This is a genomic window from Streptomyces sp. NPDC058307, assembly GCF_042880295.1.
Lineage (GTDB): Bacteria > Actinomycetota > Actinomycetes > Streptomycetales > Streptomycetaceae > Streptomyces.
Genome location: NZ_JBHVYZ010000078.1, coordinates 13,091 through 39,117, shown reverse-complemented (window position 1 = coordinate 39,117; position 26,027 = coordinate 13,091). Strand labels below are relative to the sequence as shown.

The following is a 26,027-nucleotide window of genomic DNA, read 5'->3' as shown; positions in this document are numbered from 1 at the left end:
TGCACACCCTGTCCCTCAACCCGACCGCACCGCCGCCCCAGCACCTCCTGGAGCGCCACTACACCCGCAAACACGGCCCCGACGCCTACTACGGCAACCAGGACATGACATCAACCGCCGACTGACGGGTGGTGCTCCCGTCAGCCCCGTCACCGTCCCGTCAGCCCTGTCAAGGTCACCCGACCACCGCCGCCCGCACGCACAGTACGTCCGGCAGATGCGAGGCCAACTGCCGCCAGCTGTCCCCGTCGTCGGCCGAGGCGTACACCTCGCCGTTGCGGTTGCCGAAGTAGACGCCGGCCGGGTCGGCGTCGTCCGTGCACATCGCGTCCCGCAGCACGGTGCCGTAGTGGTCCTCCTGCGGCAGGCCCGCCGAGAGCGGTTCCCAGCTCTTGCCCGCGTCCGCCGTACGGAAGACCCGGCATCGGTGACCGGCCGGGACGCGGTCCGCGTCGGCGTTGATCGGGAAGACGTACGCCGTCTCGCCGCGGTGCGGATGGGCGGCTGCCGCGAAGCCGAAGGTGGACGGCAGCCCCTCGCCGATGTCCGTCCAGTGCGTCCCCCCGTCGTCGCTTCTGTACACACCCCAGTGGTTCTGGAGGTACAGCCGGTCGAGGTCGGCCGCGTCCCGGGCCACCTTGTGCACGCACTGGCCGAACTCCGGGTCCGGGTCGGGCAGGAAGACCGCGGAGACACCGGAGTTGGACGGCTCCCAGCTCGCGCCGCCGTCCCTGGTGCGGAACACCCCCGCCGTCGAGACGGCCACCGTCACCGCGCGCGGGTCCCGCCTGTCGGTCAGGACGGTGTGCAGTCCCTCACCGCCGCCGCCCGGGACCCACTTCGAGCGGGTCGGATGCTCCCACAGCGGCCGGACCAGCTCGAAACTCTCCCCGCGGTCCTCCGAGCGGTACAACGCGGCCGGTTCCGTGCCCGCGTACACCACGTCCGGCTCGGCCGCCGCCGGGTGCAGCTGCCAGACCCGCTCCAGGGAGGCCCCGGTGTCCTTGGGGAACTTCACGGCGGGCCGGGCCGGCTCCGTCCAGGTGCGGCCCAGGTCGTCGGAGTGGAACACCGACGGCCCCCAGTGCGCGCTGTCACCGCCGGCCAGCAGCCGCGGGCGCTCGCCCCGGGTGTCGATCGCCACCGAGTACACGGCCTGCGCGTTGAAGTACGGGCTCTCGTCGAACTCCCACGTGCCGCCGCGCTCGCGCCCGATGAACAGGCCCTTGCGCGTCCCTACGGCAAGCAGCTTCTCGGCCATACCGATCACCTCCGTGACGTCTTTGTCCCAGACACCGGCCAGTCTGCACCCCGCCACTGACAGTCACCTCTGGAAAAGGCTTCACCGCAGGTCAGGGTGGGGATGGTAACCGGCCGCGGCGATTGACGGGCGGCTTTGGGCAAGATGCCCGCGGCGACGGGCGGCCGGTGGGACCGTCGTGACGGAGAAGTCGCCGTGAGCCGTGAGCATCGAGGGGTGATCTTCCGTATGGGAGGTCGGTCCGGCATGTTCGTGCGCCCGTCGCTCATGAGGAGGATGCCTTCGATGGCGTTCCGTGGTCCGAAGGTCTGGCTGTGGCGCTGGCGGCGCAATCCGCTCCGACGCCGCGCCGACGCCGTCGAGGCGTGGGTCGTGCTCGGTGCCTGGCTGCTCACCGTGGTGGCCGGGGTGCTCGCCGGTCTGGGGGTGAGCCGGGCGGTCGAGCACCAGCTGGCGCTGGAGCGCGTCGAGTGGCGGCCCGTAGTGGCCCGTCTCGCCGACCAGGCGCCGGGCGTGGCGGATCCGGGCACGTCGAGCGGTGAACGGGTGTGGGGCGAGGTCGCCTGGACCGGGGCCGACGGTTCGCCCCACACGGGCCAGGTGCGCGTCGATCCCGGCAGTGCCCAGGGCACTGCGGTCACCGTCTGGACCGATGCCCAGGGCCGCCTGATGACCCAGCCCGCCACCGAGGACCAGGCCCGGATCCGCGCCGCGATGATCGGCGTCCTGGTCGGCGTCAGTACCGCTGCCGTTCCCTTCGTCGGTGGCCGAGTCCTCCGCGGCCGCATGGAACGCCGCCGCCTCGACCAGTGGGACACGGACTGGGCGCACTTCGGACCGTTGTGGGGCGGCAGGCGGGCCGACGGGAGGTAGCACCGGCGGGCAGGGGGGCGCGTGGACCGAAACAACGGTGGGACCGCCCCGCGCGGCTACCCGGCCCTGCGGCGGCCTCAGCGACGGCAGCCGGCATCACCGTCAGGCGCGCACCGGTCCACGGCGTCCGGAATGGTCAACTGCCCTTTCAGAAGGGCGGTCCGCTCGTCGAGCGGTCACCGAGCCCGCGGCCCAAGGGCCGCGGCAACCGCGTGCCCTCCACGTCCGAGGGCCGAGCCGTCGTAGCCGACTCGCGGGGGTGTCGGAGTGGGAGCAGTCCACGCGGCCGCGTCTGCCGGCCCCCGCGCCGACCGCGCTCCGAGCGGCCTCAGCCGCCGCCGGGCAGGGCCCTCCCGAGGACCGCGTCCAGGTCCGCGGCGTCGGGCAGCGTGCCGAAGGCGTGCCCCCAGTCGCCGCCGAGCCGGCTCGCGCAGAACGCGTCGGCGACCGCGGGCGGGGCGTGCCGGACGAGGAGTGAGGCCTGGAGCGTCAGGGCCATGTGCTCCACCAGCCGGCGCGCGCCCGCCTCGGAAGCCGTTACGAGCAGGTCCTTGAGGCGGGCGACGGCCGTGTCCAGTCGGGCGTCCGCCCCCTGGGCCAGGGCGAGTTCGCCGAACAGCGCCTGAGCGGTGTCCGGCTCCCGGCGCAGCGCCCGCAGGACGTCCAGGGCGTTGACGTTCCCGGACCCCTCCCAGATCGACAGCAGGGGCGCCTCCCGGTAGTGCCGGGGCATGCCCGAGTCCTCCACGTAGCCGTTGCCGCCGAGGCACTCCAGGGCCTCCGCGGTGAAGGCCGGACCCCGCTTGGTGACCCAGTACTTGCCGACCGCGGTGGCGATACGGCGGAACGCCTGCTCGCCGGTGTCCCCGCGCACGGCCCGGTCGGCGGCGCCCGCCAGCCGGAGCGTGAGGGTGGTGGCGGCCTCGGACTCCAGCGCCAGGTCGGCCAGGACGTTGCGCATCAGCGGCTGGTCGATCAGCCGGGCGCCGAACGCGCTGCGGTGCCGGGCATGGTGACCCGCCTCGACGAGGGTCCTGCGCATCAGAGTCGCCGACATCATCACGCAGTCCAGGCGCGTGCAGTTGACCATCTCGATGATCGTCTTGACGCCCTGTCCCTCGGGACCGACCAGCCAGGCGACCGTCCCGTCGAACTCGGGCTCGGAGGAGGCGTTCGACCGGTTGCCGAGCTTGTCCTTGAGGCGCTGGATGCGGAAGGTGTTGCGGCTGCCGTCCGGCAGGACGCGCGGCACGAGGAAGCACGACAGCCCGCCGGGCGCCTGCGCCAGCACCAGGAAGACATCGCACATCGGGGCCGACGTGAACCACTTGTGCCCGCGCAGCGTGTACACCCCGGACTCCGCGGTGGGCGACGCCGCCGTGGTGTTCGTCCGGACGTCCGAGCCGCCCTGCTTCTCGGTCATCCCCATGCCCGCGAGCAGGCCCCGCTTCTCGGTCGGCACCCTGAGCTCCGGCTCGTACTCGCGGCCGGTCAGCAGGGGTTCGTAGACCTTCGCCAGCTCCGGCTCCCTGCGCAGCGCCGGGATCGCCGCGTACGTCATCGACGTGGGACAGCCGTGGCCCGCGTCCGTGTGCCCCCACACCAGGCCGCCCGCCGTGCGCGCGACATGGGCGCCGGTACGGTCCTCCGCCCACGGCGTGCCGGCCAGGCCCTCGGCGACGGCGGTCCGCATCAGGTGGTGCCAGCTCGGGTGGAAGTCGACCTCGTCGACCCGGTTGCCGTACCGGTCGTGCGTGCGCAGCACCGGCTCGTGCCGGTTGGCCTGATCCGCCCACTCCTGGGCCTCGGCACTGCCGGCCCGCAGACCGAGCCGCCTCAGGCCCTCCTCGGCCCAGTCGGCGCCCTCACGGCGCAGCCCTTCCAGGAGGACGGGGTCGTCGGAGGCGTCATAGGGGGCCAGGGGAACGGGCTGGTTGGTGACGGCGTGGGTGGCGGCGGGCTGATCGGGCGCGGGAGGGGAGACCATGAAGTCCATGTTGCACTTACCCTGCGGTCGTAGCAATAGTGCAACAACAAGAAGGCGGTCGTACAGTACGTGACCATGCGGAGGAACGTGTCGGAGCAGCCCGGCGAGGTCGACCTGCGGCCGCTGTCCGCCCGGTCGGTCGTGCTGAGCCTCCTGCTCGGCGCGCATCCGCCTCAGATGGCGGTGAAGGACCTGGTCCGCGCGGTGGAGCCGTTCGGGGTCGGCGGCTCCACGCTGCGTGCCGCGCTCAGCAGGATGGTCAGCGCCGGCGACCTGCGGCGCGCCGACACCGTCTACGGCCTCAGCGACCGGCTGCTTGCCCGTCAGCGCCGTCAGGACGACTCCGTGCACCCCCGCACGCGCGCGTGGAACGGCGACTGGGAGATGGTCGTCATCACCGCGACGGGCCGTGGACCGGCCGAACGCGCCGAGCTGCGCGCCCGGCTGACCGCCCTGCGGCTCGCCGAACTCCGCGAGGGCGTCTGGCTGCGCCCCGCCAACCTGCTGCGACCGCTCCCGGACGACCTCGACGGAGTCGCCCAGCGCTGCACGGCTCGCCCGGCCGGTTCCGGCCCCGAGCTGGCCGCCGCGTTGTGGCCCCTCGACGGCTGGGCGGCCGACTCCCTGGCGCTGCTCGCCCATGTCGCCCGCGCGGACCGGCCCGCGGACCGGCTCACCGGCTTCGCGGCGGTCGTACGGCAGCTGCTGACCGATCCGGTGCTGCCGCCCGGCCTCCTGCCACCCGACTGGCCCGGCGCGCGGTTGCGCTCCGCGTACGCGGCCTATCAGCGGGAACTGGCGGACACCGTGCCCCAGCACCGGCTCCGCACATGACACGGCGGCCGTGCGAAGCGCCGTGCGGGGACGCTTCGTACGGCCGCCTTTCACCTGCCGAGCGGCTACTTGTAGGTGATGTCCGAGGTCGCGTACTTGCAGTAAGTACTGTCAGGTCCGGACCCGTTCGTGGTCGGCTCCTTGCCCGAGTTGTTCCCGATGTACTTCTGGCAGGGGATGATCTTCTTGTTGGTGTCGCCCACGATCGTGATCTTCTTCAGGGTCGCGCTGTCGCCGTAGTTGGTGTTGATGCCGACGAGCTTGTTCCCCGAGTAGGTCGCCTCGATGGTGTTGAGGTTGATCGTCCGCTTGTACTGCGTCGAGCAGTTGCCGCAGGAGCGCACGAAGGTGCCGAAGCCCTGCACCGCGAAGTTGGACACGTTGAGCGTGCCGGCGCCGTTGAACTGGAACACCTTGTCGCTCGCCGACTTCGCGCCACCGCCGGAGACGGTGTACACGTTCGACGACGAGGAGCCGCGGAAGGTGGCCGCGTCCTCGCCGACGTCCTCCCACCACACGTTCTGCAGCGTGCAGCTGCCCGCGCAGTGGATGCCGTCGGCTGCGGGAGAGCCGATGATGACGTTCTTCAGGATGGTGCCCGCGGCCAGGTTGAGGATCGGTCCCTGGTCCTCGTCCTGGTTGTCGGTGCCCAGGTCGCCCGTGCCGTACAGGCGCTTCATCCCGTAGTCCTTGGTACCGGACAGCTCGATGGTCGAGGAGACCGCCTGGCTGCCGTTGGCGGTGGGCCAGGTGGCCGCGGTCGCCGTCGGCGCATTGAGTGTCATGATCATGCCAACCGAGAGGCCGAGTGCGGCCATGGCTCCGGTCAGCGCGCGGCTACGCGCGCGTGGACGTGCCGAAGAAGTCATGTCCCGATTCCTTCTTCCATGCTGGGGGTGGATGTGTGGGGGGTCAGAGCTTTCCGGCGCCCGCGCCGCCCGTCACCGAGGCGACGACGGAGGAGGCGGGCTCGGCGGTGTAGCTGTACGGAGCGGTGGTGAAGGTGCCGACCTGGGAGATCTCGGTGGCGGCTCCACCGAGGTCGTTGCCGCGCAGGTTGGCGTAGCCGTCCACGTCACTGTTCCGGTTCGTGGTGACAGCGACTCCGGTACTGCGGAAGACGTTGTTCTCCACGAGCATCTGGGCGCCCATCCGCGAGTGCACCGCGGTCTCGGCGCCGACGACGTAGTTGTCGTAGAAGTGTCCGGTGCCGAAGCGCAGACTGGGGATGCGCGAGTTGACGTTGTTGAACCAGTTGTGGTGGTAGGTCACCTTCAAGTGGCCGGTGTCCTGGCTCGCGTTGTTGTCGCTGTGCCCGACGAGCGAGCCCTTGAAGTGGTCCTTGAAGGTGTTCCAGGACACCGTGACGTTGTCCGAGCCGTGGTTGATGTCCAGCAGCCCGTCGTAGTAGTCCTTGTCGTGATCGCGGTCCGCCGAGAAGGAGTTGTGGTCGATCCACACCTTCGTCGAGGCCTGCACCTCGATGCCGTCGGCGGGTGCGAGGGGCTTGCTGATGTTCAGGTTGCGGACCACGACGTTCGTGACCTTCTTCAGCCGCAGCCCGCCGCCGGTGAACCCGGAGGACGAACCGACGCCCAGCACCGTGGTGTTGGAGCCGACGTCGACCGTGCCGCTCAGCGAGATCAGGCCGTTGACCTTGACGACCTTCGCCGTGCCGCCGGTGACGGCCGTCTTGAAGGCGGCCAGTGTGGAGACGGTGACCGCGGAGGCGCTGCCACCGCCGGTCGTTCCGGCGCCGAAACCGATGGGGGAGGTCTCGGCGGCCCCGGCCGGCTGCGGGACGGCCAGGGCGGCCGCCGTCGCGAGCGCGGCCGCACCGGCGGCCAGAGCGGATCTTTGCGCGTGTGTACGTGGGGGGCGAGTACGCATGCGGGTGCGTCCCTTCGTGGCGCCTGCCTGACGCCTGATTGGTCATGTACGTGAAGATCATTCGCCATGTTGAACCATGTACGCAGTGCAGAGCGGCAATGTGCGGACCCAGTGGGGCGGGTCGATCACATCGCTGAACGGAACGTAGAGGGTAAGCGCTTTCTGGTCAACGCTTTGCGCAGAAGACATTCGGCCACCCAGGTGGGGGAGGGGGTGGCGCTGGTGAGCGAATTCTTTCGACGTGTGGGAGCGCTTCCATGGAGGCCATGCACATGCCACCATGCTCGGCGGACGCTTCCCTTCCGGGAGATATCCGAAGACCTCCGAGAACCTCCGAGAGCTTCCGAGAGGGTGAGTCGGTGGCGACTCCACACATGCGTACGTCTGTCAGCGGCCTGGTGCTCACCTTGCTCGTCCCGGGACTCACGTCGCCGACCCGTGGACCGGCGGTCGCGGACGACCGGGCCGACCCGCGGCCGGAGTCCTTCAACTCATCCTGCTGATCCTGCCGAAAGAGAGGGGCAAGGACGTGTCCACCATCCCCAGGAGGCCGCTGAGTGCAGTGCTGCCGGCGCTGCTGGCCTTACTCGCGGCGGTGCTCTTCGCCGCCGTTCCCACCGCATCGGCCCGTACGGAGGCCGTCCCCACGGCGACCCTCACCGAGGTCACCGGCTTCGGCACGAATCCCAGCAACCTCCAGATGTACCTGTACGTGCCGGCGAACGTCACCGCGCACCCGGCGGTCGTCGTGGCCGTGCACTACTGCACCGGCTCGGGTCCCGCCATGTACAACGGCACCGAATGGGCCCAACTGGCCGACACCTACGGCTTCGTGGTGATCTACCCCTCGGTCACCCGGTCCAGCAAGTGCTTCGACGTGTCCTCGCCGCAGGCGCTGAAGCGGGGCGGCGGCAGCGACCCCGTCGGCATCAAGTCGATGATCGACTGGACGGTGAACGCCTACTCCGCCGACACCGCCAGGATCTATGCCACCGGCATCTCCTCCGGCGCGATGATGACGAACGTCCTGCTCGGCGACTACCCGGACGTGTTCGCGGCGGGCGCGGCCTTCTCCGGCGTCCCCTTCGGCTGCTTCGCGACGACCGACGGCTCCGAGTGGAACAGCGCCTGCTCGGGCGGCACGATCACCCACACCCCGCAGGAGTGGGGCGACCTGGTCCGCGCCGCCTACCCCGGCTACACCGGCACCCGTCCGCGCATGCAGGTGTGGCACGGCACCGAGGACGACGTGCTGCGCTACCCGAACTTCGGCGAGGAGATCAAGGAGTGGACGAACGTCCTCGGCGTCAGCCAGACGCCCGCCGCCACCGACTCGCCCGTCTCCGGCTGGACCCGCACCCGCTACGGAGCCACCGGTGACCGCGCCCCCGTCGAGGCGATCAGCCTCCAGGGCGTCGGCCACAACCTGTACAGCTGGGGCATGGCCGACCGCGCCCTGACCTTCTTCGGCCTGAACGCCGGCGGCCCCGCGCCCGAGCCCCAGCCCGGCGCCTGCAAGGTGACGGCCACGACGAACGCTTGGAACACCGGTCTGACCGCATCGGTCACCGTCACCAACACGGGCACGACGACGGTCAACGGCTGGAAGCTGGCCTTCACCCTCCCCACCGGCCAGACCATCACCAACGGCTGGGGCGTCACCTACAGCCCGGCCTCCGGGGCGGTCACGGCGACGAACGCGGCGTACAACGGCACGATCGCGCCGAACGCGAGTGTCAGCATCGGCTATCAGGCGAACCACAGCGGGAACAGCGCCGCGCCGGGTGGCTTCACTCTCAACGGAGCGTCCTGCACGTCGGGTTGAGAATCAGCGGCCATCATGGTCCTCTGGCGGGGCGTTCCGGCGCAGTGCGCGGGCGTCCCGCCGGACGGCGTGCCAGGAGCGCAGCAGACCCCGTACCTGGTCGAGCAGTCCGGTGAGGGCGTACAGGAACACGGACACCACGCTTGCCGCGATCGAACCGATCGTGAGCCGCAGGCAGGAGGGCAGGTGTCTCAGGCCGACCACCCTGAACCGACGGTGATCACTGAGGCCCTGCCGGTGTGCAGGCCGCGTGTGAAGTTGTCGCGATTGACGCGCCACCGATCCGCTCGGCGGACGCGCCCGAAAGGGACGCCGGACCCGTTCCCCGTCACAGTCGGCGAACCGACCGTGCGCAGGGGAGCTTGCTTCCCGTGCCCCCTGCGCCGAAGGTCCCTTGCGGAAACTGCGTCAGACCGACCGGTGGTACTGGTCCGGGACCCGCACCTCTCCGCCCAGCTCGCGTGCCGCATGCCGGGCCCAGGACGGGTTGCGCAGCAGCTCGCGGCCCAGCAGTACGGCGTCCGCCTCGCCGTTGGAGAGGATCTTCTCGGCCTGTCCGGTGTCCGTGATGAGGCCGACCGCAGCGACCGGGAGGGTGGTCTCCGCCTTGACGCGGGCGGCGAAGGGGACCTGGTAACCGGGGCCGACCGGGATGCGGACGCCGGACGCGTTGCCGCCGGTGGAGACGTCCAGGAGGTCGACGCCGTGGGCCTGGAGGTCCTGGGCGAAGCGGGCGGTGTCGTCCGCGGTCCAGCCGCCGTCCTCCAGCCAGTCGGTCGCCGAGATGCGGAAGAAGAGGGGCTTGTCGTCGGGCCAGACCTCGCGCACCGCGTCGACGACCTCGAGCGCGAAGCGGGTGCGGTTCTCGTACGAGCCGCCGTACTCGTCGGTGCGGTGATTGCTGTGCGGGGAGAGGAAGTTGCCGATGAGATAGCCGTGGGCACCGTGGATTTCGGCGATGTCGAAACCGGCGGCGAGCGCGCGACGGGCCGCGTCCGCGAACTGACCGACGATCTCGGCGATCTGATCGGACGTCAGCTCGGTGGGGACCGGGTGGTTCTCGTCGTAGGCCAGCGCGCTCGGGCCCAGCGGTTGCCAGCCCCCCGCGTCCGGGGCGAGCGGTGCGCCGCCCTTCCACGGCTGGTCGGTGGACGCCTTGCGGCCTGCGTGGGCGAGCTGGATTCCCGGGACCGTGCCCTGGGAGACCAGGAAGCGGGTGATGCGGCGGAACGCCTCGACCTGGGTGTCGTTCCAGATGCCGAGGTCGTAGGGGGAGATGCGGCCCTCGGGGCTGACGCCGGTGGCCTCGACGATGATCAGGCCCGTGCCGCCGGCCGCACGGGCCGCGTAGTGCGCGAAGTGCCAGTCGTCGGGGGCGCCGATCCCGGGGCCGTCCGGAGCGGCCGAGTACTGGCACATCGGCGGCATCCAGATCCGGTTCGGGATCGTCACGTCGCGGAGGGTGAAGGGCTCGAAGAGTGCGCTCACGGCGGGATCCAATCGTCACAGGACCGGTGCTGGTCGACTCGTACGATAGGCATCGTAGTACGTCGGATGTCAAACTACGAGGGGTCTCGTACAATGGGGGTCCCCGAGGGCCGGTCCCGGAGTCGGCAGAGCCCCGGGAAGCCTGGAGAAGTGGAGCCGCCGTGACCTCCCCCGCCGTCAGCAGTCGTACCCTTCCGCACCCGGAGCGCGGCGAGATCCGGCTGGAGGGCATCCTGCACGCCCTCTCCGACCCGATGCGTCTGCGGATCGCGCGAGAGCTCGCCGCCGTCGGCGACGAGCTCTCCTGTTCGCACTTCGATCTGCCCGTCACCAAGTCGACGACCACCCACCACTTCCGGGTGCTGCGCGAGAGTGGAGTGATCCGCCAGGTCTACCGGGGCACCGCCAAGATGAACGGCCTGCGCCGGGACGACCTAGACGATCTCTTCCCGGGGCTTCTCGACACCCTGCTCGACGCCGCCGCCCGCCAGGCCGTCCGGCTCGGGAGCCGTTGAACCACCCCTTGCGGGCAGGTGGTTGAAGAGCAGGTTCAGCACGATCGCCGTCAGACAGCCCGCGCTGATGCCGCTGTTCATCACCGTCTGGAACCAGTCGGGGAACTTCGCGTAGATCGTCGGCACGCCGACCGGCAGGACGCCCATGGCCACCGACACGGCCACCACCGTCAGGTTGTGATTGCCCTTGAAGTCCACCTGGGTGAGAGTCCGCAGGCCGCTCGCCGCGACCGTACCGAACATCACCACGCCCGCCCCGCCCAGCACCGGAGCCGGTACCGCCGCGACCACCGCGCCCAGCTTGGGCAGCAGGCCCAGCAGGACCAGGATGCCGCCGGCCGTGGCGACGACCCAGCGGCTGCGCACCCGGGTCATGCCGACGAGGCCGACGTTCTGGGCGTACGCCGTGTACGGGAAGGTGTTGAAGACGCCGCCGAGCACGGTCGACAGGCCGTCGGCGCGCAGACCGTCCGCGAGGGAGCGCGGCTCGATGCCGCGGTCGGTCATCTCGCCGACCGCGATCAGGTCGCCGGTCGTCTCCGTCATCGTCACCAGCGCCACGACCAGCATCGACACGATCGCCGAGAACTCGAAGGTCGGCGCCCCGAAGTGGAACGGCGTGCTGATCCCGACCCAGTCCGCGTCCCCGACCCCGTCGAAGTCCGTGAACCCGAAGGGGACGGCCACCACCAGGCCCACCGCGATGCCGATCAGTACCGCGATCCGGCTCAGGAACGCCGGCGCGAACCGCTGCACACCCAGCACCACCGCCAGGACGAACACGGCCAGCGCGATGTTCTTCGGTGCGCCGAAGTCGGCCGACCCGGCACCGCCCGCCACCCAGTTGCCCGCGACCGGCAGCAGGGAGATGCCGATGATCAGGATCACCGTGCCCGTGACCAGCGGCGGGAAGAAGCGGAGCAACTTGCCGAAGACCGGTGCGAGCAGCATGATCGCGAGACCGGCGACGATCACCGAGCCGTAGATCGCCGGGAGCCCACCGCCCGTTGTGCCGATCAGGACCATCGGGGACACGGCCGCGAAGGTGCAGCCCTGCATGATCGGGAGCCGTACGCCGAAGCGCCAGAAGCCGATGCACTGGATGAGGGTGGCGATGCCGCACACCAGCAGATCGGCGGTGATCAGATAGGCCAGATCCGCCGGCGACAGCTTCATCGCGCCGCCGACGATCAGGGGAACGGCCACGGCGCCCGCGTACATCGCGAGGACGTGCTGGAGGCCGAAGGCGGCGAGCTGCCGTACCGGGGGTACTTCGTCTACGGGGTGCACAGGGGTGGTTTGGGCCATGTCCGGAACCGTAGGGGTGTTGAACAGTTTGTTGATTTCGAGGGTGTTGCCGGTTCGTTGCCCGGTGCGGGCCAGGGGGTGCACGGGCCCCTAGGAGACATTGCCGTGCACCGCGTTCATCAGAGCCTGCCAGTCCGGGAGCTTCACCACGCCCCGGCCCAGTGACGCGCCGAGCTCCGCTTCCGCTCGCTCGATCGCACACCAGCCCGCCCACTCCACCACTTCGGCCCCCGCAGCCCGCAGTGCGTCGAGCGGGTCCTGGCGCAGTTCTCTGTGTACGAGGGTGGGGGCGTCCTCGTGCAGCGAGGTCACCGTCTCCTTGGCGTCCGGGCGGTTGGTGCCGATCACGCCGGTCGGGCCGCGCTTGATCCAGCCGGCCACGTACTCGCCCGGGACGACGGAATCGCCGTGCACGACACGGCCGTTCACGTTGGGCACCGTGCCGCTCTGCGCGTCGAACGGCAACCCCTGCACCGGCATTCCGCGGTAGCCCACCGAGCGCAGTACCAACTGCGCCTCGATCTCCTCGAATTCACCCGTGCCACACACTCCGCCGCGCCCGTCCGGCACCGTCCGCTCGAAGCGCACCGCGCCCACCCGGCCGCCGTCGGCGAGGAGTTCGACGGGACGCAGGAAGAAACGCAACGAGATCCTGCGGGAGGAGGGCCGTGACTCCGCGGCCGCCCAGCCGCGCAGCACCTCCACGTTGCGGCGCTGCGGTGCCGGCAGGGCAGCGGGGTCGAGATACGCAGGGTCCAGGGCCAACTCCTCCGGCAGGACGGCCACTTCGGTGTCCGGGAGCGAACCCAGCTCGCGCAGCTCCTTGGTGGTGAAGCGGGCCTGGGAAGGGCCGCGTCGGCCCACCATGTGGACCTCCGTCACCCGGCTGGCCGCCAGCGCGGTGAGGGCCGGATGCGGGATGTCGGTCGGGCTGAGCTCGGTCGTCCCGCGCGCCAGCATCCGCGTCACGTCGACGGCGACGTTGCCCACACCGATGACCACCGCCGACCGGGCGCCGGCCACGAAACCGTCGGCCCCGGAGTCGGGGTGCGCGCTGTACCAGGACACGAACTCCGTCGCCGACCAGCTGCCCGGCAGCTCCTCGCCCGGGATCCCGAGATGCCGGTCGGTCGCGGCACCCACGCAGTACACGATGGCGTGGTACAGCTCGCGCAGCCGCGCGGTCGGCACCCCGCCGGGGCCGATCTCGATGCCGCCGAGGAACCGCACCCGCTCGTGCTCCAGGATCGTCCGCAGATTGTTCTGGAGCGATTTGATCTTCTCGTGGTCCGGTGCCACGCCGTAGCGCACCAGGCCGTACGGGCACGGCAGCCGGTCCAGGACGTCGACGAGCACGTCCGGGTCCTGCTGCACGAGGCTCTGGGCGGTGTAGCACCCGCTGGGCCCGGAGCCGACGACGGCGACACGCATGTCTCCAGGATCGCACCGCCACCGTTCCGCTGACAGGGTGCTGCGCGCGGCACGCGTACGCGTGTCCGTTCGTATGGAATGTGATCATGCGGTTACGTTGCGTGTGTGCTAGAAGCATCCTTTCTTAATCTTTCTGATCGTCGTCCGACGGACGGCAGCGTGTCCGTGTGGCCCGCGTGGGAAGTGCGGGAGAACGGGGCCGCGATGGCGTGGTTCCATGTCCGGCTGGCCTTCGCCGACGGTGCCCGGGTGGACACGCTCGCGGTGGTGGCAGAGGGCGGCGTGTCCCTGGAGGACGTACGTGCGCAGCCGGCGCTCTCGCTCGATGACCTGGGCGCCCTCGCCGACTGGATCGAGGGCCCGCTCTTCGAGGCCTGCGGAGTGACGCCGTCCGGTGCCGCGGAGCAGTTGGGCAGCCGTGCCCGCCCCGCCTGGCCGCGCGGCATGGAAGGGCGCCGGCTGATCGCCGAGGAGTACCGGGCCGCCCAGGAGGACGGGGTCGACCCGGTCCTCGCCGTGATGTGCGCGACCGGGCACAGCCGCCGCAAGTCGCTCCGGCTCATCTCCCAGGCGCGTGATGCGGGGTTTCTGACGCCACGTCACGCGCGGCGCTGAGCGTGACGTGGCGTCACGCACCGCGCTGAGCAGGCGAGTTCGGTGGAGCATCACGTTCAGAGCATGTCCCGCATCCGGTTGATCTCGCTCGTCTGCTGGGCCACCACGTCGTCCGCCATCTCCTCGATCCGGATGTTGTTGCCCTGCCCCTTCACATCCGTCGCCATGGTGATCGCCCCCTCGTGGTGAGTGATCATCAGGGTGAGGAAGAGCTCGTCGAAGGCCTTCCCCTTCGCCGCGCGCACCTTCTTCAGCTGCGCCTCGGTCGCCATGCCGGGCATGGTGGCGTGCGCATGACTGTCGCTCTTCTCGGACTGGCCGTACTCCTTCAGCCAGGCCCTCATCGCCTCGATCTCCGGCCCCTGCGCGGCCGAGATCCGCTCGGCGAGGGCCTTGAGCTTCGCCGACTCGGCGCGCTGCGGGGCCAGTTCGGTCAGTTCCAGGGCCTGGGCGTGGTGCGTGATCATCATCCGCGCGTACGAGACGTCCGCCGAGTTGGGGGTGTCGTCGTCGGCCCGCTGCTCCTGCGCGTCCTGAGCGGAGAGGGTGCGGTTCGCCTCACCAGGTTTGCCGGGCACCAGCACCGAAGGCCCGGTCGCCGGGGCGGACTTCGGGTCCGAGCCGGAGTCGCAGCCCCCGAGGGCCAGGGCTGCGAGAGCGGCCAGAGTGGCTGTCGCGTACGGCGCGCGGCGGAAAAGCACAGTGGCCCCCCATGGTCCCTTCATTACAGGTTCGTTGCCCTCTGTTGGTCTGTGCATGGTGAAGACGATACTGCGGTGACGCGTGCACCGTTCCACATGAACGGCACAGGGAGGAAACAGTGATCCTGTTGAAAGAGTCCCGAACCCGGCACAGACGACTGGGAGTTGCCGCGGCCGCCGTGGGCCTCCTGGCCGCGCTGCTGACCGCGGGCCCGGCCGCCGCGACCCCTGACCCGGGGGACGGCCCGGCGGCGGGCAAGGGGGTCTCCAAGAGCACCGAGGCCGAGGTGAAGGCGGCGATCGCCGACGGCGAGATACCCGGCCAGGACGAGATCGTCCACTCCGACAACATCGAGCACCTCGTCAACATCCCCAAGGACGCCCTGCCCGGCACCAACTCGGACCTGGCCTTCCAGGGCAGGTACGCCTTCGCCGGGAACTACGACGGCTTCCGCATCCTCGACATCAGCAACCCGAAGGCGCCGAAGACGATCGCCCAGGTGCTGTGCCCCGGATCGCAGAACGACATCACGGTCTCCGGGAACCTGCTGTTCCTGTCCACCGACTCCTCGCGCAGCGACAGCAGTTGCAGCAGCACCACCCAGCCCGCGACCGAGAAGTCGTCGTGGGAAGGCATGAAGGTCTTCGACATCAGCGACAAGAGCAACCCGAAGTACGTCGCCGCCGTGGAGACCGCCTGCGGCTCGCACACCCACACCCTGGTGCCCGAGCGCAGGAACGTCTACCTCTACGTCTCCTCGTACTCGCCGAACGCGACCTACCCGGACTGCCAGCCGCCGCACGACGGCATCTCCGTCATCAAGGTGCCCCGCAACGCGCCCGAGCAGGCGGCGGTCGTCAACTTCCCCGTGCTCTTCCCCGGCGAGGGCCCCGACGGCGGCGGCAACCCCGGCGCGCCCACCAACCCGGGCGTCTCAAAGACCACCGGCTGCCACGACATCACGGTGCTCCCGGACAAGGACCTGGCGGCGGGCGCCTGCATGGGTGACGGCATCCTGTTCTCCATCAAGGACCCGGAGCACCCGAAGGTCATCGACCGGGTGCAGGACAACGTGAACTTCGCGTTCTGGCACTCGGCGACCTTCAACCAGAAGGCGAACAAGGTCGTCTTCACCGACGAACTGGGCGGCGGCGGTGCGGCGACCTGCAACGAGCAGATCGGTCCGAACCGCGGCGCCGACGGCATCTACGACATCGTCGGCAAGGGCGACCAGCGCAAGCTCGTCTTCCGTAGCTACTTCAAGATCCCCCGCCACCAGGCCGACACCGAGAACTGCGTGGCCCACAACGGCTCCCTGATCCCGGTCAAGGGCAAGGACATCATGGTCCAGGCCTGGTACCAGGGTGGTGTCTCCGTCTGGGACTTCACCGATTCCTCGAAGCCGAGGGAGATCGCCTACTTCGAACGCGGTCCGCTCTCCACCGAGGTGCTCCAGGGCGGCGGCTCCTGGTCGGCGTACTACTACAACGGCTACATCTACTCCAACGACATCGCCAAGGGCTTCGACGTCCTCAAGCTCAGCGACAAGCGCACGGACCCGGCCAGGAAGGTGCGGCTCGGCGAGCTCAACGTCCAGACCCAGCCGGACTACTTCGACTGATCCACCGGCTCCGGGCCCGTCTCGAAGAAACGCGACAGGTCCGTGTCGTACGTCCCGTCGGGTGCCCCGGTGCCCGGCGGGACGCCCTGCTCCCAGTCGAGCCGGTACCGCGTGAACAGCTCGGCACGCAGGGTCGTGAGCGGCATCGGGACGTTCGGCAGGACCATCGCGTAGACCGCGCCCATGAGCTGCGAGCGCAGCATCGGGTAGTCGGTCCCGACGGTCTGCGAACCGTGCCGCTCCATCGTGTCCCGCAGCAGTTCCGCGAGGCGCTGCTGCTCCGGGCACTGCACGAAGCCCTCGGTGTCCAGCATGCCCGCCATGTGCTGGCGCATCAGCACCGTCCGGTCCCGGGCCAGGCCCAGGATCGCGTCGATGGCCCGGGCCATCCGTTCCCGGCCGTCCTCGGTGCGCGGCTCGCGCTCCAGTGCCTCCTCCAGCGTGCGGTGCATGAGCCGGTGCACGGCGGACTGCACGAGCTGGCGCTTGCCGGGGAAGTAGTACGACACCAGACCGCGCGCCGAACCGGCCCGGTCCGCGATGTCGCCGAGGGTGGTCGCCTCGTAACCGCGCTCGGAGACCAGTTCGAGTGCTGCCTGTAGGAGCCGCTCGCGGGAACGGCGGCGCAACTCTTCGTTGACCGAGGCGCTGCGCGGGGACATTCTTCAACTCCTGCGTTGACTGGCTATCAGCCAACTATACTCAGTGCGTCCGGACCGGCCCGAAAAAAGCCTGGTCGGGGCTGCCGCCTGCTCTGGGCGACGCGGGGGATCGTCCAGGGTGGGCGAGCGTACGCCCCGATGGTTTGCTCGGGCGACCTTCTCGCGGGGTGACCACCCGGTTTCCGGACGCTTCTTTCTGGTGCCCCTCGCGGGCGTCGATCGCGTCCGTCAGTCAACCAGGTCGAGGACGGACCGCAGCGCGTCGGGCCGCTGTGCGGCCGGCAGATGATCCACGAAGTGCACCGCGCAGCCGAGGGCCGCCGCACCGCCGTCGGCCCGCCGGTCGTCGCCGACCATCAGAACGTCCCGGGGCTCGACACCGAGCGCCGTGCAGGCGGTCTTGAACAGCCGCGGGTCCGGCTTCTGGATGCCGTGTTCGTACGACAGCACATACGCGCCGACGTACGGATCGAGCCCGTGTGCGCGGAAGACCGGTCGCAGGTCCCAGCCGATGTTGCTGACCACGCCCACCTTGATGCCCCGCTCGCGCAGCGCGCGCAGCACCTCGGCGGCATCGGGGTAGGGCTGCCAGGCGGCGGAGAGCATGTGCCGGTCGTACAGCGCGTCGTGCAGGGCGGGATCCGGCAGCGTGACGAGCCGCGAGAGTCCGGTGTACGCAGCCCGGTGCAGCTCGGCGCTCTCGTCCCGGATTCCCCACAGGGCGGCGAGCTCGTCCGGCATCTCCACCCGGGGTGCCACTCCGCCGGGCAACGCCCCCACGTTCTCCAGCTCGCGCGCGACCCGCGTCAACTCGGCCTCGGTGAGGGTGAGCCCCGCCTCGTCGAGGACGGCTCGCAGCCAGGAGTCGGTGGACTCGATCCGGAAGAGGGTCCCTGAGAAGTCGAACAGGACGGCAGTCATGCGGTGATCTTACGGTCCTGGCTCGGGTGGACCCCATGGCCGCGGACCAGCCCGAAGCCGTGGGTCACGGCCGGTAGCGCTGGTGGACCAGCACCGCCAGGGTCACGAGCATGGCGCCCAGGAACCACCCGCCGAGGACGTCGGAGGGCCAGTGGACGCCCAGCCAGACGCGGGTCAGGCCGACGCCCACGACGGAGATCACGGCGAGGGTCAGGGCCGTGAACCACAGGGCGCGGCCGACGCCGTAGTGGTGGAGGAGCCACAGGAGGGCGCCGCAGACGACGGTGGCCGTCAGCGCATGGCCCGACGGGAAGGCCGCGAAGTGCGCGGTGTCGACGGGGTCGGGCCAGACGGGGCGCTCACGGCCGACCGCGGCCTTCAGGACCTGCTGGAGCAGTGTGCCCAGCGCACATGTGGCCACCAGCCATACGGCGGTCCAGCGGGCATTGCGCCGCCACACCAGCCAGATCGCCGCGGCCGCAGCCAGGAGGCGCATCGCCCAGGGGTCCCAGACCCAGTCCGTGAGGATGCGGAAGGCATGGGTGAGCCCCGGTTCGTCGACCGCCCAGCGGTGGGTGGTGTCGGCGATGTCGCCGTCCACGGTGAGCAGGGGATGCCACTTGGTCACGACCAGGACGAGCACCAGCACCGAGCACACGGCGAGGACACCGCTCGCGCGGGCGGCGGTCCGGTGCTCCGGCGGCCGGGGCGGGGAGTCGACGGACTGGGTGTGCATGGTTCGATCCTCGCCGACCTGTGGGGTGTGGGGCGAACTCCGGGGCGCGGGCGGGCCGGACGGTCCGTGGTCCGGGGCCGCGGGCATGACCGGCTGCTCGCGCTGGGGGGCATGGTCACGCCGGGTTCCCTGGAATCCGCGGGTGTATGCCCCGGACCCCTGTCTGTCGCTGTCGAGTGCGACCGGTGCGACGGGTGCCGTCAGTTCGGGACGGGAGTTCTTCGGCCAGGGCCGCGCGCACCGTCAGTCCGGCCAGGAGGGCGCGTCGCCCCGCACCTCAGAGCGCCAGCAGCATGGCCACCATCGCGATTCCCATCGACAGCCGACACACGCGCGCGAGTTCGGGACGGTCGCCCCAGCCGACGCTGCCGCCGCCGACGGTCGCCGACACCGGTATCAGGCGGGCGCCGGCCAGCAGGACGTATCCCGCGAAGTAGAGGAGCAGCACGCCCGTCACCACGGGGACTCCCGAACCGCCGTGGTGGCCGGGGGAGGCCGCCATCACCACCGCCATGTAGACCATGGCCCCCGCCCCCACCAGGTGATGCAGATGATGGGTGCTCGTGCGCACCGCCCACAGCGCGCGCAGCGCGGCCCCGCCGAACACCGCCGTGCAGAGCGGCCAGACCCACTCCGGTGGCGTGAACACGGCGGCCGGTACGGCCATCGCGGCCATCCCGAAGCCCATCAGCGCCTCACCGCCCGCGGACCGGCGTTGCTCCTCGACGCTGCTGCGCATCCGCAGCAGGCAGTACGCCCCGGTCGCCGCGCAGAGCGCGACCAGCAGCCAGCCGGGCGAAGCCGGTCCGTGCACGCCCACCTCCCCGCTCGACGGTCGGTCAAGAAATGCCCGGGCCATGCGGCGCGCAATCGAGCGCAAGGGGGTACGCGGGGAGCGTGCGGCGGAGCACGGCAGGTCAGGGTGATGTTCCTGACATCGTTCACAAGTAAAACACCTGCTAAAGTATTGACTCATGAGCAGTGCGACCCCCCACGCCGACACCCCGCGCGTACGCCGCCTCCCGCTGGCCGGCGTGCTGCGCCTCGGCAGGCCCTCCGACATCTGGTTCAAGCCCGCCCTGAGCGTGGTGGTCGCGGTCGCCCCGCCCAACCTGGTCCTGCTGGCCCTCGGCCGTCTCGACCTGGCGATGTACACCATGGCCGGATCCCTGTGCGCGCTGTACGCCCACAACCGGCCCTACGCCGCCCGGGCCCGCGCCCTGGCCTGGGTGGTGCTCGGCATGGTGGCCGGCCTCGGCGTCGGCCTGGTCACCGCCTCGCTCACCGGCAGCGCGGTGGTGCTGGTCACCGTCGGCGCGCTGGTGGCCGCCGCGCAGAAGACGCTCTGCGACGCGACCCGGATCGGCCCGCCGGGCCATGTGGTCCTCACCTTCATCAGCTCCGCCTCCCTGTTCGCCCCGCAGACCCTTGCCCAGGTCCCCGGCCACCTCGCCCTGGCCCTCGCGACGGGCGTCTGGGCCTGGCTGATCGGCATGGCGCCCGGCCTGCTGCGGCCGCACGGCCCCGAGCGACGGGCCACCGCCCGCGCCCTGGACGCGGCTGCCGCGTACGTGGAGAACCCGCGCTCCCACGCGAGTGGACCCGCCCACGCCGCCGTCCAGGCCGCCTGGCAGACCCTCCTGTCGGCCGGAGCCCGCTCCGAAACCCGGCATGCCCTCGAACGCCTCGTCGTCCGCGCCGAGATCGCCCTGGCCGCCCCCGCCGACGCGGACCCGGACCGCCTCCGCGCCTGGTCCCGCGCACTGCGCGGCACGGCACCCGTCCCGCAGGCGCCGGACGACGACGAACTCCTCGGCGTGGAGATCGAACTTGCCGCCCCGGCCCACCCGGTGTGGCGCATGCTCGCTCCGATCGCCGTACGCACCGCCCTGGGCTGCGCCCTCGCCGGCTACGCCTCCCTGGCTCTCGGCATCGGCCGGCCCTACTGGGCCCTGGTCACCGCGGCCTCCCTCTACCAGGCCAACATCACCCTCACCTGGAGCCGGGCCGTCCAGCGGGTCGTCGGCAACCTCCTCGGGGTGCTGGTGTTCGCCGCCGTCGTCCCGCTCGCCCATCTCGGGCCCGTCGCTCTCGTCCTGTGCTGTCTGGCCTTCAACTTCGGCGCCGAGGCGCTCATCGCCCGCAACTACTGGCTCGGCACCGTCTGCGTGACCCCGATGGCCCTGCTCATCACCGAGTTCGCCGGCTACCAGGAGCCGGGCCGGCTGATCACCGAACGGGTCGTGGACACCTTCGTCGGGGCGCTCGTCGGATTCGTCGCCGCCGTAGCGGTCACCAACCGGCGCGCGGGCGACCGGGTCGAGCTGTCGCTGGCCGCCGTGGAGGACGCCCGTGACCACACCGTCCGCCTCCTGGCCGAGCCGCACCCTGTCCCCGGCGCCGTCGACCTGGCCCGTCGCACCCTCGCCACCGCCCTGGTCGACCTGCGGGCCACCGTCGAGGCCGCGTCCGGCGAATGGTGGCAGCGTGCCCTGCCCCAGGAGAGGGTCGTGCGCGCCGAGCAGGCCGCACACCGTACGCTCGCCGCGACGATCCGGCACCACAGAGCGGAGGGCGTACGTCCATGACGGCACCGAACGGCCGACCGGCGGACCCGACGAGAAACGACACCGTCGCCGCCGTCGTCCGGCAGTGGCAGACCGTCCACCCCGGCCTCGACACCGGGCCCATGGAGATCATCGGCCGCGTCAACCGCTGTGCCGCCCTCCTCCAGCAGGCCGAGGACGCCCCCCTGCGCCGCGCCGGGCTCAGCCGCCCCGAGTTCGACCTGCTCGGCGCGCTGCGCCGCACCGGCCACGAGCTCACCCCCGGCGACCTGGCCCGCGAGACCTTCTCCTCAGGGGCCGCCGTCACCAAGCGCGTCAAGCAGCTGACCGAACGAGGCCTGGTGGAGCGCCGGGGCGACACCCGCGACCGGCGCGTGGCCCACGTCCGTCTCACCGAGGCGGGCCGGGAACTGGTCGACGGGATCCTGCCCGAGCAGCTGGCGTACGAGACGGCCGTGCTGTCGGTCCTGACGCCCGAGGCGCGGGACGAACTCGCCGGCCGGCTCGGGGAGCTGCTCGGCCGCCTGGAGGGCAGCCTGGGCGTGCTGCGCGTCTGACCCTCCGACCTGCGGTTTCGGAAGTTTCGAAGCCCGCTGCCTGTTGACGCGGTCCACCCGCGCTTCCTACGTTCGACCACGTCGGTGCGGATCATCGACTGTCGTACGGAATGTCGAACGAAGGATGGATGCCGTGGCAGCCGAAGGCCCCGCCCCCGAGAAGCTCACCATCGACCTCGGCACCGAGACCGGCCCCTTCCACGGGGGAGCGAGCGGCACGCTCTACGGCCTCTACGGCGACGGCGTGCCCAGCCGCACGGTGGTCGAGGGCATGTACTCGCGCACGGTGACGACCAAGGCCCAGGACGGCACCCAGCATCCCGGCGGCGACGCCCTGGAGATCCTGCCGCCGTTCGTCGCGGCGGGCGGCAAGGACGTCTACGTCTATCTGCCCGACTTCTACCGGGGGTTTCCGTACGAGTGGCCGGGCGCCACCGGTGAGGAGCGGCTCGCCGGGCACCTGGAGGTGATCCGCCGCCAGGTCGAACAGGTCCTGACCCTGGGGGAGTTGAAGTCCCACGTCGTGTACGTGCCGTTCAACGAGCCCGAGGGCAACATGTTCGGCGAGGGGGAGTGGAGCTACGACCAGGTCTCCTGGCGGACCCGGCCGGATCACTACTTCGCCGCGTGGGAAGCCGCCTACCGCCTCATCAGGGACTCCGACCCGGACGCGCGCGTGGCCGGCCCCAACACCTGCATCCTTTACCCCGAGGTCAGGGACTTCCTGGAGTTCGCGAAGGCGCACGACGTACTGCCCGACATCGTCACCTGGCACGAGCTGTCCTCGCCCGCCGAGGTCCGCACCAACATAGCCAAGTACCGGGATCTGGAGCGGGAGTTGGGCATAGGCCCGCTGCCCGTCAACATCAACGAGTACGCGCACAACTACCACGTCTCCGTCCCGGGCCAGATGATCCAGTGGATCGCCGCGATCGAGGAGTCGAAGGTCGACGCCGACCTCGCGTACTGGAACATCGCCGGCAATCTCAACGACTCGGCGGTGGAGGCGAACAAGGCCAACGGCCAGTGGTGGCTGTACAACGCCTACGGACAGCTCACCGGGAACACCGTCCGGGTCCTCGCCCCGCATCCCGACGCGCAGTACACGCTGCAGGGCGTCGCCACCCTCGACCGGGACAAGCGCCAGGCCAGGGCGGTGTTCGGGGGTGCGGGCGGCGCGGCGGACATCGTGTTCGAGGGCGTGGACGCGGAGGTGTTCGGCACCGTGGTCCACGCACGTCTGGTGGAGATTACCTGGACGGGCCAAGTGGGCTCCAGTGCACAGCCGTCGCGGCTGCAGGACGGCGAACTCCCGGTCGGCAACGGCAAGGTGACGCTGAGCCTGGCGGGCCTCGACGAGATGTCCGCCTACCAGGTGATCCTTTCGCCGGGTGGCAACGGGGCCGCGTCCCTGCCGCCCGAGGTGCGCTGGCGGCGGACCTACGAGGCCGAGGACGCGACCTACACCGGCGGCGGTTACTCGAAGAACGGGCCCGAGGGATCCCCGTCCGCCGTCGACCGGTTCGCCACGTCCGGCGGCTACCACGTGGGCGGCCTGCGCACCGGCTCCGACGGCGTGCTCGCCTTCGACGTCGAGGTCCCGCAGGACGGCATCTACGACCTGGTGCTCTTCGCGGGCTCGCACAACCTCGCCGACCTGGTGCGCGAGCAGGGCCCCACCAACGTCTTCCTGCGCGTGGACGGCGAGGACCCGCGCGAACTGCGGCTGCCGCTCGGCTACAAGCCGGCGGTGTGGGGCCACACCGACACCCGGGTGGAGCTGACCGCGGGCCGCCACCGGATCACCCTCGCCGCCCAGGACCGCGACCTCGGGGTCACCAAGGGCGACGCTGTCGTCGACAAGCTGGACGTCGTGCTGCGCGAGAAGGACGAAACCGCGCTGTACGACGCCGAGTTCGCGGACCTCGGCGACGGGGCCCGAGTCAGCCACGCCCACCGCGGCGCCTCGGGACCCGGAGTCGCCGTACTCCCGCGGGGCGGCACCGTCACCTTCTGGGTGTACGCGGCCGACGACGGCGAGGCATCCGTGACCGTCGACGTGCTCGGGCCGGGGGAGGGCCTGTTGAGCGTCAACGGCGAGGAGATCGGGCGCGTCGAGCGCGGGGCCGTACCCCTCTTCCTGGCCGGCGGCGTCAACAAGGTGACGGTCACCGGGACTTCGGACCGGCTGATCGTCGACCGGCTGCGGATCGCCCCTTCGCGCGGCCTGCTGCCCGCCACCGCGTACGCCGCCGAGGAAGGCCTCCTGACCGGCGCGGCGAGGGTCACCGGATACCCGTACGCCACGGGCGGCAAGGCGGTCGACGGCGTCGGTGGCGGGCCCGCGAACGCGCTCGCCCTGACGGTCACGGCGGACCGTGCCGGACGCCACGCGCTGACGATCCGCTACTCCAACGGCGAGCAGCCACCTTCCACCCACTACAACCCGGACCCGGTCTGCCGCCACGCCGACATCTCCGTCAACGGCGCCCCCGCCCGCCGCGTCCTGTTCCCCACCACCTTCCACTTCAACAACTTCTGGAACCTGTCGGTACCCGTCACCCTGCGCCCGGGCCTCAACACGCTCACCTTCACCGCCGACGAACTCCCCGACTTCGCCGGCGACACCAGGAACGAGTTCGGCCAGCGCTCCGCCCACGCCCCCGTCATCGACCAGGTCACGGTGACGCCGCTCGCCCCCGCGGAGGCTGACGCGCGTCCCCTCTAGAGCATGTCTCTAGAGCACGTCGGTCGCGGTGCGCCGGTATCCCGAGCGCCGGTCGTCGATGGCCTGCCAGCGGTCGCCGTAGATGTTCTTGACGATCTCCGGCTCCCGTACGAAGTCGTGCGGGAAGCCGAGCGGCACCGCGCTCACCTGGTCGAGCCGGGTGAGCGCGTCGGCGTCGAGACGGACGTCGAGGCTGCCCAGGTTGTCCGCGAGCTGGCTCTCCCTGGTGGCCGCGACGATGGGCCAGCAGCCAGGCCAGCGCCACCTGGGCGGGGCTCCAGCCGCCCTGCTCGGCGATCTCCAGGACGGCCGTGACGACCTCCTCCTCCTCCCGCGGGTCCGGCTTGTCGCCCCAGGCATCGAGACGTCCCGCCTCACCCCGCCGGTACTTGCCGGTGAGCTTCCCGCCCGCCAGCGGCGACCACGCCAGCACGGCCTGGCCGAACGCCCGTGCCTGTGGGAGCAGTTCGCGCTCCGGACTGCGCTCCAGCAGGTTGTAGCGCAGCTGCGAACCCGCGAAGGCGGTCCAACCCCGCAGCTCCGCGAGGGCGTTGGCCTGTGCGATCTCCCAGGCGGCCCAGTCCGACACACCGACGTAGAGCACCTTGCCCGAGCGCACGAGGTCGTCGAGCGCCCGCATGACCTCCTCGACCGGGGTGAAGTTGTCGCGGGCGTGCACCCACAGGATGTCCAGCCGGTCGGTGCGCAGCCGCCCCAGACTCGCCTCCACCGACTGCACGAGGTTCTTTCGATGGTTGCCGGCCGAGTTGACGTCCCCGGCACGGGTCCCGCAGGTGTACTTGCTGGCCAGCACGAACTCCTCGCGCCGCCCGTCGAGCAGCTCGCCGAGGATGCGCTCCGAGGTGCCGGCCGAGTAGTTGTTCGCCGTGTCGACGAAGTTGCCGCCCGCGTCGGCGTAGGCGTCCAGCAGCCTGGCGCTGGTCTCCTTGTCGGAGCCGTAGGCGGGATCCTCGCCCATGACCATCGCGCCGAGGCTCAGCTCGCTCACGCGCAGACCGGTCTTGCCGAACAGGGTGTACCGCACGATCAGTTCCCCCTTCAGTCAGGTCGTGCGCACGACGCCAGGAGCTGGAGCGCACTTCAACGCAACCCCGGCCCCCACCGACGAGAGCCGCGCGGATCCGGCGTACGAACTGCTCCACCAGGACGCGATGCCCTCCGGGATCTTCTCGGTGCCGTCCGGCGAGTACCGGCTGACAGTGGGCTGCGCTGACCGCGGTGGGGTCACGCCCGCCCGGCCGGAGCCGCCAGCTTGCGCAACCGGCGCCAGTTCAGGCGGGGTTGTGCCGTCGGTACGCCGGGCCGTTTCCTCGGGACGCGGACGCGCAATGCCCCGGGCGCGACGCGGCAGTGCACCGGGGTGGGCAGGATGAGGGCCTCGCCGTGGACGCCCAACCACATTTCCCGGGCGGGGGGGGGGGCGGCCCCCCCCCGCGCCGGCAAGTACCCCCCACCCGCCCGGTGGGGGTGGATGAACCGCGCCCC

The 26,027-nt window shown here is 70.8% G+C and carries 22 protein-coding genes and 3 pseudogenes; 10 read left to right on the top strand and 15 right to left on the bottom strand.

All coding sequences use genetic code 11. From position 1 onward, the window contains the following. Positions 1-125, top strand: a pseudogene (araD, locus tag ACFVYN_RS36255) (L-ribulose-5-phosphate 4-epimerase); the annotation flags it as partial. Positions 126-175: 50 nt separating this feature from the next. Here araD and ACFVYN_RS36250 read toward each other — a convergent pair. Continuing rightward, positions 176-1,318 carry a WD40/YVTN/BNR-like repeat-containing protein gene (locus ACFVYN_RS36250; RefSeq protein ID WP_390006360.1) on the bottom strand — a complete coding sequence of 381 codons (1,143 nt, stop codon included), beginning with the start codon at positions 1,316-1,318 and terminating at the stop codon, positions 176-178. 228 nt (positions 1,319-1,546) lie between these two features. Between ACFVYN_RS36250 and ACFVYN_RS36245 the strand changes: the two genes are divergently transcribed. Next, positions 1,547-2,134, top strand: coding sequence for a hypothetical protein (locus ACFVYN_RS36245; RefSeq protein WP_390006359.1), 588 nt, complete (start codon positions 1,547-1,549; stop codon positions 2,132-2,134). A 328-nt stretch (positions 2,135-2,462) separates the two neighbouring features. On the opposite strand, the gene ACFVYN_RS36240 is transcribed toward ACFVYN_RS36245, so the two are convergent. Continuing rightward, positions 2,463-4,121, bottom strand: a complete 1,659-nt coding sequence (locus ACFVYN_RS36240; protein WP_390006358.1) for a DNA alkylation response protein — start codon at positions 4,119-4,121, stop codon at positions 2,463-2,465. 75 nt (positions 4,122-4,196) lie between these two features. Here ACFVYN_RS36240 and ACFVYN_RS36235 point away from each other — a divergent pair, with 75 nt between their 5' ends. Further along, on the top strand, positions 4,197-4,955 hold the full coding sequence (locus ACFVYN_RS36235) for a PaaX family transcriptional regulator C-terminal domain-containing protein (RefSeq protein ID WP_390006356.1): 759 nt from the start codon (positions 4,197-4,199) through the stop codon (positions 4,953-4,955). Positions 4,956-5,020: 65 nt separating this feature from the next. On the opposite strand, the gene ACFVYN_RS36230 is transcribed toward ACFVYN_RS36235, so the two are convergent. Together ACFVYN_RS36230 and ACFVYN_RS36225 are read right to left on the bottom strand one after the other, a co-directional pair. Next, on the bottom strand, positions 5,021-5,824 hold the full coding sequence (locus tag ACFVYN_RS36230) for a pectate lyase (protein WP_390006354.1): 804 nt from the start codon (positions 5,822-5,824) through the stop codon (positions 5,021-5,023). Positions 5,825-5,867: 43 nt separating this feature from the next. Beyond that, positions 5,868-6,845: a polysaccharide lyase family 1 protein gene (locus ACFVYN_RS36225; protein ID WP_390006353.1), complete on the bottom strand. Its 978-nt coding sequence runs from the start codon at positions 6,843-6,845 to the stop codon at positions 5,868-5,870. A 529-nt stretch (positions 6,846-7,374) separates the two neighbouring features. On the opposite strand from ACFVYN_RS36225, the gene ACFVYN_RS36220 reads away from it, so the two are divergent. Continuing rightward, positions 7,375-8,670, top strand: a complete 1,296-nt coding sequence (locus ACFVYN_RS36220) for a PHB depolymerase family esterase (protein WP_390006351.1) — start codon at positions 7,375-7,377, stop codon at positions 8,668-8,670. Positions 8,671-8,673: 3 nt separating this feature from the next. Here the strand turns inward: ACFVYN_RS36220 and ACFVYN_RS36215 are convergent, their stop codons facing one another. Together ACFVYN_RS36215 and ACFVYN_RS36210 are read right to left on the bottom strand one after the other, a co-directional pair. After that, positions 8,674-8,874, bottom strand: coding sequence for a hypothetical protein (locus ACFVYN_RS36215; RefSeq protein WP_390006349.1), 201 nt, complete (start codon positions 8,872-8,874; stop codon positions 8,674-8,676). Between the two features lie 204 nt (positions 8,875-9,078). Next, positions 9,079-10,158 carry an NADH:flavin oxidoreductase/NADH oxidase gene (locus ACFVYN_RS36210; RefSeq protein WP_390006347.1) on the bottom strand — a complete coding sequence of 360 codons (1,080 nt, stop codon included), beginning with the start codon at positions 10,156-10,158 and terminating at the stop codon, positions 9,079-9,081. 161 nt (positions 10,159-10,319) lie between these two features. Here ACFVYN_RS36210 and ACFVYN_RS36205 point away from each other — a divergent pair, with 161 nt between their 5' ends. After that, positions 10,320-10,673, top strand: a complete 354-nt coding sequence (locus ACFVYN_RS36205) for an ArsR/SmtB family transcription factor (protein WP_390006345.1) — start codon at positions 10,320-10,322, stop codon at positions 10,671-10,673. On the opposite strand, the gene ACFVYN_RS36200 is transcribed toward ACFVYN_RS36205, so the two are convergent. Further along, a complete protein-coding gene (locus ACFVYN_RS36200; protein WP_390006344.1) occupies positions 10,593-11,981 on the bottom strand; it encodes a nucleobase:cation symporter-2 family protein in 1,389 nt (462 codons plus the stop codon). The genes ACFVYN_RS36205 and ACFVYN_RS36200 overlap by 81 nt on opposite strands. Before the next feature lie 90 nt (positions 11,982-12,071). Continuing rightward, the gene (locus ACFVYN_RS36195; protein WP_390006343.1) at positions 12,072-13,412 is read right to left on the bottom strand and encodes an FAD-dependent oxidoreductase; all 1,341 of its coding nucleotides are present in this window, start codon (positions 13,410-13,412) and stop codon (positions 12,072-12,074) included. A gap of 159 nt (positions 13,413-13,571) precedes the next feature. Here ACFVYN_RS36195 and ACFVYN_RS36190 point away from each other — a divergent pair, with 159 nt between their 5' ends. Then, on the top strand, positions 13,572-14,027 hold the full coding sequence (locus ACFVYN_RS36190; RefSeq protein WP_390006342.1) for a DUF6214 family protein: 456 nt from the start codon (positions 13,572-13,574) through the stop codon (positions 14,025-14,027). 56 nt (positions 14,028-14,083) lie between these two features. Here the strand turns inward: ACFVYN_RS36190 and ACFVYN_RS36185 are convergent, their stop codons facing one another. Further along, on the bottom strand, positions 14,084-14,752 hold the full coding sequence (locus ACFVYN_RS36185; protein ID WP_390006363.1) for a DUF305 domain-containing protein: 669 nt from the start codon (positions 14,750-14,752) through the stop codon (positions 14,084-14,086). A 95-nt stretch (positions 14,753-14,847) separates the two neighbouring features. Between ACFVYN_RS36185 and ACFVYN_RS36180 the strand changes: the two genes are divergently transcribed. Beyond that, on the top strand, positions 14,848-16,350 hold the full coding sequence (locus ACFVYN_RS36180; RefSeq protein WP_390006341.1) for an LVIVD repeat-containing protein: 1,503 nt from the start codon (positions 14,848-14,850) through the stop codon (positions 16,348-16,350). On the opposite strand, the gene ACFVYN_RS36175 is transcribed toward ACFVYN_RS36180, so the two are convergent. From ACFVYN_RS36175 to ACFVYN_RS36160, 4 genes are all read right to left on the bottom strand, one after another. Further along, on the bottom strand, positions 16,338-17,012 hold the full coding sequence (locus ACFVYN_RS36175; RefSeq protein ID WP_390006339.1) for a TetR/AcrR family transcriptional regulator: 675 nt from the start codon (positions 17,010-17,012) through the stop codon (positions 16,338-16,340). The genes ACFVYN_RS36180 and ACFVYN_RS36175 overlap by 13 nt on opposite strands. A 228-nt stretch (positions 17,013-17,240) precedes the next feature. Continuing rightward, a complete protein-coding gene (locus ACFVYN_RS36170; protein ID WP_390006338.1) occupies positions 17,241-17,933 on the bottom strand; it encodes an HAD family hydrolase in 693 nt (230 codons plus the stop codon). Between the two features lie 64 nt (positions 17,934-17,997). Then, the gene (locus ACFVYN_RS36165; RefSeq protein WP_390006337.1) at positions 17,998-18,669 is read right to left on the bottom strand and encodes a phosphatase PAP2 family protein; all 672 of its coding nucleotides are present in this window, start codon (positions 18,667-18,669) and stop codon (positions 17,998-18,000) included. Between the two features lie 277 nt (positions 18,670-18,946). Next, a complete protein-coding gene (locus tag ACFVYN_RS36160; protein ID WP_390006335.1) occupies positions 18,947-19,483 on the bottom strand; it encodes a DUF5134 domain-containing protein in 537 nt (178 codons plus the stop codon). A gap of 160 nt (positions 19,484-19,643) precedes the next feature. Here ACFVYN_RS36160 and ACFVYN_RS36155 point away from each other — a divergent pair, with 160 nt between their 5' ends. The 3 genes from ACFVYN_RS36155 to ACFVYN_RS36145 all read left to right on the top strand — a co-directional run bounded on the left by ACFVYN_RS36155 (position 19,644) and on the right by ACFVYN_RS36145 (position 24,521). Further along, positions 19,644-21,257 (top strand): FUSC family protein, encoded by a 1,614-nt coding sequence (locus ACFVYN_RS36155; RefSeq protein WP_390006334.1) that lies wholly within the window; start codon positions 19,644-19,646, stop codon positions 21,255-21,257. After that, positions 21,254-21,793: a MarR family winged helix-turn-helix transcriptional regulator gene (locus ACFVYN_RS36150; RefSeq protein ID WP_390006333.1), complete on the top strand. Its 540-nt coding sequence runs from the start codon at positions 21,254-21,256 to the stop codon at positions 21,791-21,793. Before ACFVYN_RS36155 ends, ACFVYN_RS36150 begins: the two co-directional genes overlap by 4 nt. 124 nt (positions 21,794-21,917) lie before the next feature. Continuing rightward, positions 21,918-24,521: a cellulosome protein gene (locus ACFVYN_RS36145; protein WP_390006332.1), complete on the top strand. Its 2,604-nt coding sequence runs from the start codon at positions 21,918-21,920 to the stop codon at positions 24,519-24,521. A gap of 9 nt (positions 24,522-24,530) precedes the next feature. Here ACFVYN_RS36145 and ACFVYN_RS36140 read toward each other — a convergent pair. Together ACFVYN_RS36140 and ACFVYN_RS36135 are read right to left on the bottom strand one after the other, a co-directional pair. Continuing rightward, positions 24,531-25,566, bottom strand: a pseudogene (locus ACFVYN_RS36140) (aldo/keto reductase). 200 nt (positions 25,567-25,766) lie between these two features. After that, a pseudogene (locus ACFVYN_RS36135) lies at positions 25,767-26,027 on the bottom strand (diacylglycerol kinase); the annotation flags it as partial.